Source organism: Rhodoferax sp. (assembly GCF_023701345.1).
Taxonomy (GTDB): Bacteria; Pseudomonadota; Gammaproteobacteria; order Burkholderiales; family Burkholderiaceae_C; genus Rhodoferax.
Window position 1 is genome coordinate 1 of record NZ_JAMPXE010000118.1, and the last position, 9,966, is coordinate 9,966.

Annotated in this window: 11 protein-coding genes and 1 pseudogene; all 12 read left to right on the forward strand. The window is 57.2% G+C overall.

Translation table 11 applies throughout. The annotated features are described in order from the left end of the window. Positions 1–245: 245 nt before the first annotated feature. The 12 genes and pseudogenes from NDI87_RS13960 (at position 246) to NDI87_RS14015 (ending at position 9,654) form a co-directional block, all read left to right on the forward strand. Positions 246–1,187, forward strand: a complete 942-nt coding sequence (locus NDI87_RS13960; protein ID WP_296275970.1) for a chromate resistance protein ChrB domain-containing protein — start codon at positions 246–248, stop codon at positions 1,185–1,187. Continuing rightward, positions 1,184–2,542 carry a chromate efflux transporter gene (gene chrA, locus NDI87_RS13965; RefSeq protein WP_296275971.1) on the forward strand — a complete coding sequence of 453 codons (1,359 nt, stop codon included), beginning with the start codon at positions 1,184–1,186 and terminating at the stop codon, positions 2,540–2,542. The genes NDI87_RS13960 and chrA overlap by 4 nt, the downstream gene beginning before the upstream one ends. Positions 2,543–2,545: 3 nt before the next feature. Continuing rightward, positions 2,546–2,920 carry a rhodanese-like domain-containing protein gene (locus tag NDI87_RS13970; RefSeq protein WP_296275973.1) on the forward strand — a complete coding sequence of 125 codons (375 nt, stop codon included), beginning with the start codon at positions 2,546–2,548 and terminating at the stop codon, positions 2,918–2,920. A gap of 105 nt (positions 2,921–3,025) precedes the next feature. Further along, positions 3,026–3,475, forward strand: a complete 450-nt coding sequence (locus tag NDI87_RS13975) for a hypothetical protein (RefSeq protein ID WP_296275974.1) — start codon at positions 3,026–3,028, stop codon at positions 3,473–3,475. Between the two features lie 143 nt (positions 3,476–3,618). After that, positions 3,619–4,272, forward strand: a complete 654-nt coding sequence (locus NDI87_RS13980) for a HupE/UreJ family protein (protein ID WP_296275981.1) — start codon at positions 3,619–3,621, stop codon at positions 4,270–4,272. 20 nt (positions 4,273–4,292) lie between these two features. Further along, positions 4,293–4,919, forward strand: coding sequence for a transmembrane anchor protein (locus NDI87_RS13985; RefSeq protein ID WP_366028943.1), 627 nt, complete (start codon positions 4,293–4,295; stop codon positions 4,917–4,919). Beyond that, entirely contained in the window at positions 4,909–5,955 is a 1,047-nt protein-coding gene (locus NDI87_RS13990; RefSeq protein ID WP_296275976.1) for a DMT family transporter, read from the forward strand. Before NDI87_RS13985 ends, NDI87_RS13990 begins: the two co-directional genes overlap by 11 nt. A gap of 145 nt (positions 5,956–6,100) precedes the next feature. Continuing rightward, a complete protein-coding gene (locus tag NDI87_RS13995) occupies positions 6,101–7,420 on the forward strand; it encodes a hemolysin family protein (RefSeq protein ID WP_296275977.1) in 1,320 nt (439 codons plus the stop codon). 5 nt (positions 7,421–7,425) lie between these two features. Further along, positions 7,426–7,941, forward strand: coding sequence for a hypothetical protein (locus NDI87_RS14000; RefSeq protein WP_296275978.1), 516 nt, complete (start codon positions 7,426–7,428; stop codon positions 7,939–7,941). Beyond that, complete coding sequence (locus NDI87_RS14005) at positions 7,890–8,552, forward strand: exopolysaccharide biosynthesis protein (protein ID WP_296275979.1); 663 nt, start codon at positions 7,890–7,892, stop codon at positions 8,550–8,552. The genes NDI87_RS14000 and NDI87_RS14005 overlap by 52 nt, the downstream gene beginning before the upstream one ends. Positions 8,553–8,632: 80 nt before the next feature. Beyond that, positions 8,633–8,848 carry a hypothetical protein gene (locus tag NDI87_RS14010; protein WP_296275980.1) on the forward strand — a complete coding sequence of 72 codons (216 nt, stop codon included), beginning with the start codon at positions 8,633–8,635 and terminating at the stop codon, positions 8,846–8,848. A gap of 183 nt (positions 8,849–9,031) precedes the next feature. Next, positions 9,032–9,654: pseudogene (locus NDI87_RS14015) on the forward strand (tyrosine-type recombinase/integrase). Positions 9,655–9,966: the final 312 nt, after the last annotated feature.

Genomic DNA, 9,966 nt, shown 5'->3' on the forward strand with positions numbered 1-9,966 from the left:
AACTGGGCGCTATGCATAAAGTCCCGTTGCCGACCTTCAGGCATCTAGCATGAGAGGTGGGTCTAGACCCCATCGCAGTCAGTCACCTGAAAAATTTGGTCGGCCATTTGCAGTCGTTCAGTCACACAACTTGACGGCGTGGCTTCAACTTCGGTTAAGCAGAGGGCGCCGATCATCACGATGCCCGGCACATGGACATTCAATATAAATTGAATATCTATCTACAATAATGTAGACTTAAATTCATGAATAAATGGCTGTCGCTGATCACAACCCTGCCCACGGAAAACGCCACCTTGCGTCAACGCGCCTGGCGCGCCCTTAAAGCATCCGGTGCCGCCGTGCTGAGGGACGGGGTTTACCTGATGCCGGAGCGCGAAAGCTGCCGCGCCACCCTGGAGGGCCTGGCCTCGGAGGTACGCGATGGCGGCGGCGGCGCTCATGTGCTGCGTGTGGAGGAGCCTGAAGGCGCCAACTTCGCAGCACTGTTTGATCGCAGCAGTGACTTCGCCGCCTTGCTGTCGGAGGTCGATCAGGTCAACCAGAAGCTGACAACAGATACTGTGCAAGACGTACTGCGGCAGACCCGCAAGCTGCGCAAATCCTTTGCCAATCTCGTCACAACGGACTTTTTCCCCGCAGAGGCCCAGCGACAAGTCGATAACGCCTTGCGTGAACTGGAGTTGGCCTGTGCGTGCGTCCTGTCACCAGATGAACCCCATGCCCAGGACGGGCGCATTGCGCGTCTTCACATGACAGACTATCAAGGCCGTCTCTGGGCCACGCGGCAACGCCCATGGGTTGATCGCCTGGCCAGTGCCTGGTTGATTCGGCGGTTTATTGACCCGCAAGCGCGCCTGCTGTGGCTGGCCAGCCCCGCAGACTGTCCGCCAGACGCACTCGGATTCGACTTTGACGGCGCAACATTCAGCCACATGGGTAGCCGGGTCACCTTTGAAGTGCTGGCTGCGAGCTTTGGACTCGATCAACCCGCCATCGCCCGCCTGGGCCTGCTGGTGCACTACCTCGATGTGGGTGGCGTGCAGCCGCCAGAAGCAGCAGGCATTGAGAGCGTACTGAATGGCTTGCGCGAGAGCATCTCAACCGATGACCAACTGTTGGTGGCCGCTTCAACCGTGTTCGACGGGTTGCTGACCAGCTTCGATCAGGCAAGCCGCAGCATATGAATCAACCAGTGACTCAGGAAGCCGATTCATCGGCGCGCCCAGCCCAAGCGGTGAGCTTCTGGCAGGCCTTTGCGTTTTGGCTCAAGCTGGGTTTCATCAGTTTCGGCGGGCCAGCCGGGCAAATTTCGATCATGCATCAGGAACTGGTGGAGAACCGGCGTTGGATTTCCGAACAGCGTTTCCTTCACGCCCTGAACTATTGCATGATGCTCCCCGGCCCGGAAGCACAACAATTGGCCACTTATATCGGCTGGCTGATGCACCGGACCTGGGGTGGCATCGTGGCCGGCGCCCTGTTTGTGCTGCCTTCCCTCTTGATCCTGATCGGGCTGTCGTGGGTGTACATCGCCTTCGGTGAAATGCCGCTGGTTGCGGGCTTGTTCTATGGCATCAAGCCAGCTGTAACGGCCATCGTGGTACAGGCGGCCCACCGCATCGGCTCCCGCGCGCTCAAGAACAACTGGTTGTGGGGCATTGCAGCGGCCTCTTTTGGCGCCATTTTTGTCGCCAACATCCCATTCCCGGCCATCGTTGTGGCGGCTGCATTGGTGGGTTATGTCGGAGGTCGGATCGCACCCGACAAGTTCAAAGCCGGGGGCGGACATGGCAAGGCCGACAAGTCCTTTGGCCCGGCGCTCATCGACGACCACACACCCACGCCGGAACATGCCAAATTTCATTGGCTTCGACTATCGCAAGTGATCGCGGTGGGTGCCTTGCTGTGGGTCGTGCCCATGGGATTGCTGAGCACGAGTTATGGCTGGGACCACCCGCTGACACAGATGGGCTGGTTCTTCACCAAGGCCGCGTTGCTGACCTTTGGGGGTGCCTATGCCGTGCTGCCCTATGTGTACCAGGGCGCTGTGAGTCACTACGGCTGGCTCACACCGACACAAATGATTGATGGCCTTGCCTTGGGGGAAACCACACCGGGGCCACTCATCATAGTGGTGGCTTTTGTCGGCTTCGTGGGGGGCTATGTCAAGGCCTTGTTCGGCCCGGATGCGCTGTTTCTGGCGGGAGCAGTCGCGGCCAGTTTGGTGACCTGGTTCACCTTTCTGCCCTCGTTTCTGTTCATCCTGGCAGGTGGCCCCCTGGTGGAAAGCACCCACGGCGACCTCAAGTTCACCGCACCCTTGACCGCCATCACCGCCGCCGTGGTGGGCGTGATTCTGAATCTGGCCCTGTTCTTCGGCTACCACGTGCTGTGGCCCAAGGGATTTGGCGGAGGGTTCGATGAGGTGTCGGCACTGATCGCTGTGGGTGCCGCCGTTGCCCTGTTTCGTTTCAAGCGCAATGTGATCCATGTCATCGCCGCCAGTGCGGTGGTGGGCTTGCTCATCAAACTTTTATAAGCTGTGTTGGAGAACGCCATGACGTCTATTTCAGTTGCCACCCTGTCCACTTGCCTGATGGAAACCAAACAGCCAGTTCTCATCGATGTCCGCAGAGAAAGTGCGCGTCAAGCCTCTGGCACGACCATCGCCCATTCAATTTGGCGCGACCCCGCGCAATGGCTGGACTGGAAAGACGAGGTGGCCGCCTTGTCGGGGCAGGTGGTATTTTTTTGTGTCCACGGACACGAAGTCAGCCAAGGCCTCACCGCAGCCTTGCGCGCCATGGGTAAGGATGCAAGGTATCTGGAAGGCGGTTTTTCTGAATGGCAAAAGGTCGGCCGGCCTGTTGTAGAAATCGCAAGTGTCAGCAGCACGAAATCGGAGACAAGCGCCTGATTCATCACTCTGCGCGTCTTGTCACGGGCAGCGCGTAGTTTCCTTGAATTCGTCGAGGGCGTGGCGCCGTTCATTACCAGGCGCCCTCGCCAAGTCATCAAGACAATGATCCAGATAAAATCCGGAAAATTGTTGAAGCAGTCCATCACCTCAATGCAATCACGCAGCCCATACCCCAGTCAACGCCACGCCAGGTTCACCCTGGGCGTGTGCGCGCTGATCCTGTTGGGAATGCTCTTCGGCGCCATTGTCTCGTCGATGGGTGGCGTGACGTCTCACGGCCTGGCCGAATTCGCAGCAAGCCAACACAACGTTGATGCTATTGCGGTTGATGCGCACGGACACTCACACGACGACGATGACGCCAGGCCAGCCCTCCTGGATGCTGGCGCCGACCACCCGCACCACAGTGCAGATCACAGCCACGACAAGTCGCATGTACCGACCACTGCAATAACGGTCGCCATTTCAATGGCATCGAGTCGACCAGCCACTGCTCGCCAGTGGGTTGAGTTGGTGGAGGCGTTCCGGCTGGAACGCCCTCCCATGGCTTGAGACTCCTTCTGGCCTTGCGCTACCCAAAGTAGCGCCTCCTTCAATTCAACGGAATCTTCATGAACAGCTTACTTCACGGCAGGCTGCCGGGACCGCCATGGGCGATCCGGCACCACCATCTCTTTCTTTTGGCGGCGATATTCATGTCGCTGCTGCTCGGCACCACCGAGGCTCTGGCCCATGCGGTCACACAGGGTGACAAAGGCTATATCCAGGAAATATCGGGGGTCAACTTGTTGCCCTTCGTGTACCTGGGCGCCAAACACATGATGACGGGATACGACCACCTGCTGTTCCTCTTCGGGGTGATCTTCTTCCTTTACCGGCTGTCGCATATCGGCATCTATGTGAGCCTGTTTGCGCTCGGCCACTCCACCACCATGATCCTGGGCGTTTACTACAACGTGCAGTTCAGCAGCTACCTGATCGACGCGATCATCGGTTTCTCGGTGGTCTACAAGGCACTCGACAACATCGGCGCCTTCCAGCGCTGGCTGGGCTTCCAACCCAACACCAAAATTGCCACGCTGGTGTTTGGCCTGTTCCATGGTTTTGGTTTGGCCACCAAAATCCTCGAATACGAGATTTCGCCCGACGGCCTGGTGCCCAACCTGCTGGCCTTCAATCTGGGCGTTGAAATTGGCCAGTTGATGGCATTGGCAGTCATCTTGATTGGCATGAGCTACTGGCGACGCACAGCCAGCTTTTTGCGCCACGCCTACACCGCCAACGTGGTCATGATGAGCGCCGGCTTCGTGCTGGTGGGCCTCCAACTAACCGGTTTTTTTGTGTCCTGAACATCCAAGGAATTTTGACCATGTACAACAGTGAAACGACGCTTCGCGCTGAACTGCCTTCCTCCAGGAAGCTGATGCGCTCAACCATCCTGGCAGCTCTTTCTGCCGCCGTCATCCTGGTGACGGTTGTTCAGCCGGCCGAATACGGCATTGATCCCACCGGGGTGGGCCGACTATTGCGACTGACAGAGATGGGCCAAATCAAAACCAGGCTCGCGGCTGAAGCCGCCGCCGACGCAACGGGACAAAAACCCGTGCCCGACGCCTCCATCTCAGGGACTGCCGTCAGCAACTCTCAACCCGCCCCTGTCGCAGCCGCAGCGCAACCCACGTCCTGGCGTGACGAGATGCGCTTGACCCTGAAACCTGGTGAAGGCATGGAAGTCAAGCTGCGCATGAAGGAAGGCGAAAAAACCGTCTTCGCCTGGGCGGTGGAAGGTGGCATCGTCAACTATGACACCCACGGCGACAGCATCGGCCGATCGATCAGCTATGAGAAGGGACGCGCGGTTTCTTCCGATGACGGCGATCTGGTGGCGGCGTTTACCGGCAATCATGGCTGGTTCTGGCGCAACCGGGGCGAGGCTGATGTGAATCTGGTGCTGCGCACGCGTGGTGATTACAGCGACATCAAACGTGTCAAGTAACGCCCCCGCCATTCGCGGCGGGCTGCTGGCCCTGATGGCAGCGGCTCTCTTTGGCATCAGCACACCCCTGGTGCAACGCCTGGGTGTGGGTCTGGGTGCCTTCAGTACAGCGGCCTTGCTCTATGGTGGCGCAGCACTTGTTGGCGCGTTCTCACTGCGTCCCAAGGAACAGGAAGCGCGGGTGCGGCGCTCTGACACGGGTCGGCTTCTGGCCATGGCGATCTTTGGCGCGGTCATTGGGCCGGTTGCCCTGGCCTGGGGACTGCAACGCACCAGTGGCGCCAGTGCTTCGCTCATGCTCACGCTGGAAGCGCTGTTTACCGCCCTGTTGGCTTGGCGCCTATACGGCGAAAGCATGGATCGCCGGGTCTGGCTGGCCATGCTTTTGCTGCTGGCGGGTGGCATGGCCCTGGTATTGGATCAAGGACTGGCGGGCGGTGTGCAATTGACGGGCCTGCTGGTCGTCATGCTGGCCACAGCAGCCTGGGGCGTGGACAACACTTTGTCACGGGCACTGGCCGAGCGCGACCCCAGTCAGGTGGTGATGCTCAAGGCGGCGCTGGGTGCGACCTTGACCACCGCTTTGGCCTGGTTCAGCAATGAGCCTTTGCCCAGTTGGATGGCGGCATTGGGCTTGATTGCGGTGGGGGCCACCGGCTATGGCATGAGCTTGAGACTTTACCTGCTGGCGCAGCGCGCATTTGGCGCGGCTCGTACCGGTTCTGTATTTGCCTTTGCGCCATTTATAGGCGCAGCCTTCGCTTTTATGCTGGGTGATCGATCAGCAGGCGGACTGATGATGGTGGGTGGACTGCTGATGTTGTGCGGTGTCGCACTTCACCTCGCCGAAATCCACGGGCATGAGCACGTTCATGAACCCATGGAGCATGAGCACGCCCATGACCATTCGGACGGCCACCACAACCACTCCCACAACCCGACGGTCATCGGCACGCATTCCCACTTGCATCATCACGAGGAAGTGCGGCACAGCCATGCGCATGTGCCCGATGCGCATCACCAGCATGTGCATTGAAACCCTTGTGTTCCCAATTTGGCATCGACCCTATGGTTCATAACGCAATGCAATCATTACGTTTTGATAGAGCGAGACGGTGCCAAACGCCAATCTTTACAATCTGCCCCTTCTCAACACGCCAGGGGAACCCGGACCCCTCTCTATGGAAATACTGATACTTTTCGCCCTCATCCTGCTTAACGGCGCATTTGCCATGTCAGAAATCGCGCTGGTCACGGCCCGTAAAGCAAGACTCCAGAAGCTCGTTGATGAGGGCGACAGCTCAGCCAAGGCAGCCGTCAAACTGGGTGAAGATCCCACCCGTTTTCTTTCCACCATTCAAATTGGCATCACCTCCATCGGTGTGCTCAACGGTATCGTTGGCGAAGCTGCACTGGCGCCACCCCTGGCGCAGTGGCTGGTGACTTTGGGCCTGTACGACCCCTATGCCTCTTACGCAGCCACCGGACTGGTGGTGGTGTTGATCACCTATTTTTCAATTGTTCTGGGTGAGCTGGTGCCCAAACGCCTGGGTCAATCCCACCCCGAAACGGTCGCCAGGCTTGTGGCCAAACCCATCAACTTCCTGGCGATTGCCACCAAGCCTTTCGTTCGCCTGTTGTCCGGATCCACCCGAGGCCTGTTGCGCCTGATTGGCGCCAAAGAGAGCTTCGGATCGACTGTGACTGAAGCGGAAATTCACGCGGTTCTGGCCGAAGGAACCAGCGCGGGCGTGATCGAATCGCACGAGCACACCATGGTCCGCAACGTTTTTTTGCTGGATGACCGTCAACTTGGCTCACTGATGGTGCCCAGGGGTGATGTTGTGTTTCTCGACATCAATCAACCGTTTGAAGAGAATCTGAAACTGATTGACAGCTCGGATCACGCCAGGTTTCCTGTGGTGAAGGGCGGTATCGACGATATTCTGGGCATCGTGAACGCGCGCCAATTGCTTTCCAAGGTGGCCCATGGCGAAATACCGGACCTGCAGGTCAATCTGCAGGCACCGCTTTACGTCCCCGAGACCCTGACGGGCATGGAACTGCTGGACAACTTTCGTTTGTCCGATGTTCACATGGCTTTTGTCATTGACGAGTACGGCCAGGTGCAAGGCATCGTGACCCTGAAGGATTTGATTGAAGCCATCACGGGCGAATTTCAGCCACGCGACCCTGAGACCTCCTGGGCAGTTCAACGGGAAGACGGCTCCTGGTTGCTTGACGGGCACATTCCCGTGCCGGAGTTGAAAGACCGCCTTGGACTGAGCAGCGTGCCAGAAGAAGAGCGCGGACGCTACCACACGCTCAGCGGAATGATGATGCTGCTGACAGGCCGCCTGCCCAAGGTTGCCGACACCATTGAGTGGCAGGACTGGAAATTCGAGATTGTGGACATGGACGGCAAGACCATTGACAAGGTGCTGGCCTCCAGCCTGTCGACCGACGCCACAAAGACCGATTCAGAGGCCACAGCCGGGTGACAAGCATGAGTGTGGTCCTGGATCAGCCATGTAACGGCAGCTTGTTGACCGGGTTCCAGCGATTGATGCTGGTGCCTTTGGTCATCCTGTTTTTTGCAGCCTGTACTGACGGCTATCCCAAAGAGGACGAGTTGATCATCAACCCGCTCGAATTGAGTCAGTCTCAGCGGTTGCAGGCCATGAACCAGCTTGGACAAGACGCCCACCCTGAAATCAAATGGATTTACCGCGCCTTGCCCAGTTGCACCATGCAGATCACGGTCAACGGCTCAGAATCTGGCAAGCAGACCTTTAGCCTGGAAATGTCGGGCGCTGGCGTTGACATCAGTTTCAACAAAGTGGAACAGATCTACGGCGTCAAGGTGAAGCCCAAGCAGGGAGACACCCTGGAGGAGCAGCCAGTCTTATTGAGCAAGACATGGCTTGATGCCATTGAAATGAGCAATCTGGTCCGGAGTTTTCAGATCGGATGCCAATCGAGCACCGCGCCTGTGTCGATCAACAACACAAATCCATTGTGAAAAAAGCTTCGGGCGGTCGTGCGCTATCGACCATTCTTTGGGAACTATCAGCAGACACGCAGCGGGAACGCATAACCATTAACGATTTGCTGATCGCGCTTGGCGACCGGGCAACGGGTGCCTTGATATTTATATTTTCATTCCCCAATGTCTTGCCAACGCCGCCTGGGACATCAACCATTTTGGGTGCCCCGCTGCTCTTTCTGACAGCCCAACTGATGCTGGGCCAGGCACCATGGTTGCCTGCATTTGTGGCGAATCGCTCCATGACGCGTTCGGATTTCTCATCCTTGGTCAAACGCATCCTGCCCTGGCTAAAACGCGCTGAAGGCCTGTTGCGCCCGCGCTTGGCCAGCCTTACCCTGCCGCCGATGGAGTATGTCGTTGGCTTGTTGTCGCTGCTGCTCGCCGTGTTGCTGGTTTTGCCGATTCCCCTTGGTAATGTCCTGCCTGCTTTGGCCATCAGCCTGATGGCGCTCGGGGTGCTTGAGCGTGACGGCTTTTGGGTACTTTCAGGACTGGCGGTTTCAGTGGCTGCCGTGTTTGTGGTCTATGGTGTGCTTTTCGCCATGGTCAAGACCACCTGGTATTTTTTTACCCAGATCCTGTAGTGGGCAAACCTCAGACGGCCAGCTTTTTTGGCAAGCGGTGGCGCGGCGAAGCGTCTTTGAGCCAGCTTTTTTGGCGTGACATGCTGATTGTTGGCAGCGTCATCAACCTGTTCACCGGGTTCATGGCACTGATGATCGCTGCCCAAGGTGGTGAACTATGGGTCGCCGCCATGGTGCATTTTGCGACCTTGCCTTACAACGTGTTTCTTGTCCTTGCCTTGTGGCGGACATCGGGGCGCAGCACGGTGATGGCTTGGACTTCATTGGTTTGGCTGGGTGCAGTCACGATGCTTTGAGTAAAAGCATGACTAGATGCCCCACATCGGGTGTCGGGCAAGCATTTCAGGAATCATTGCTACGGTGTCGGTACATTTCCCCCCACGAACGGTAGGCATCAGCGCTCTATATTGATGATCGAGGCTTTGACGATTCAAACAAGATGACGAAACTTAAGCCCCACATCATTTAAGGGGTTCATCATGGAAACTGTTCACGACGACCGGCCAAAGGTTCCCAGGAACAAGGGAAAAATTGTTGGTCAAAAAGCACCCTTGAAACTCAAAGACATCTGCCCCATCAGGGTTCGACTCCAACTGAATCAAAGAACGAGGGAGCTTGCACTATTTGATTTGGGACTCGACAGCAAGCTCAGGGCCTGTGATTTGGTGAATCTGCGCGTTAAAGACATTTGTCACGGTGATCGTGTTGCAACCCGAGCCATTGTTATGCAAAAGAAGACCGCCCTGCCGGTTCAGTTTGAAATCACCGCGCCCACGCGTGATGCGATTGACGCCTGGATCAAGGCGTCTTCGCTGAGGCCGGAAGATTATTTGTTTCCCAGTCGGATTCATGACTCCCCGCATCTTGGTACCAGGCAATACGCTCGCATTGTTGACGGTTGGGTCAAGGGGATCGGCTTGGATCCATCCTGTATGGAACGCATTCCATGCGGCGGACCAAGGCCACCCTGATTTACCGACGTACCAAAAACCTCCGAGCAGTTCAGCTGCTGCTCGGCCATACCAAAATCGAGAGCACCGTGAGGTATCTGGGCATCGAGGTCGAAGACGCGCTGGAAATGGCCGAGCAGACTGACATTTAACGGAAAATTTCTCAGGTAACGGCGAAAAACTTTGACTGCCGGTCAGCGGTCATTCGTGACCGACTGGAGCTGACCCACAAGAGGCAGACAAGGTCTGAAATTCGGTGACTGCAACGCTGCTCAAGAGACTACTGCTCAAGAAAACTGATCTCCGTGGTTGAACGACTTACATGGTCCGCCCAAGGAAAGCAAGTTTCATCGACGTGATAGTTTGAAAGGTTTGCTGCCTTACATTCGGGCTGTTTGTGCAGTCGGTGCTGCTGCCCATGATGGCTATTCGCGGTCGGGGTTCCTATCTGCTTCACGTACTCA

Coding starts and splice junctions, on each gene's coding strand:
- NDI87_RS13980 (WP_296275981.1), top strand. CDS start 3,619: ATGTCGCTGCTGCTCGGCACCACCGAGGCTCTGGCCCATGCGGTCACA.
- NDI87_RS14000 (WP_296275978.1), top strand. CDS start 7,426: ATGAGTGTGGTCCTGGATCAGCCATGTAACGGCAGCTTGTTGACCGGG.
- chrA (WP_296275971.1), top strand. CDS start 1,184: ATGAATCAACCAGTGACTCAGGAAGCCGATTCATCGGCGCGCCCAGCC.
- NDI87_RS13975 (WP_296275974.1), top strand. CDS start 3,026: ATGATCCAGATAAAATCCGGAAAATTGTTGAAGCAGTCCATCACCTCA.
- NDI87_RS14005 (WP_296275979.1), top strand. CDS start 7,890: ATGCCAATCGAGCACCGCGCCTGTGTCGATCAACAACACAAATCCATT.
- NDI87_RS13995 (WP_296275977.1), top strand. CDS start 6,101: ATGGAAATACTGATACTTTTCGCCCTCATCCTGCTTAACGGCGCATTT.
- NDI87_RS14010 (WP_296275980.1), top strand. CDS start 8,633: ATGCTGATTGTTGGCAGCGTCATCAACCTGTTCACCGGGTTCATGGCA.
- NDI87_RS13960 (WP_296275970.1), top strand. CDS start 246: ATGAATAAATGGCTGTCGCTGATCACAACCCTGCCCACGGAAAACGCC.
- NDI87_RS13985 (WP_366028943.1), top strand. CDS start 4,293: ATGTACAACAGTGAAACGACGCTTCGCGCTGAACTGCCTTCCTCCAGG.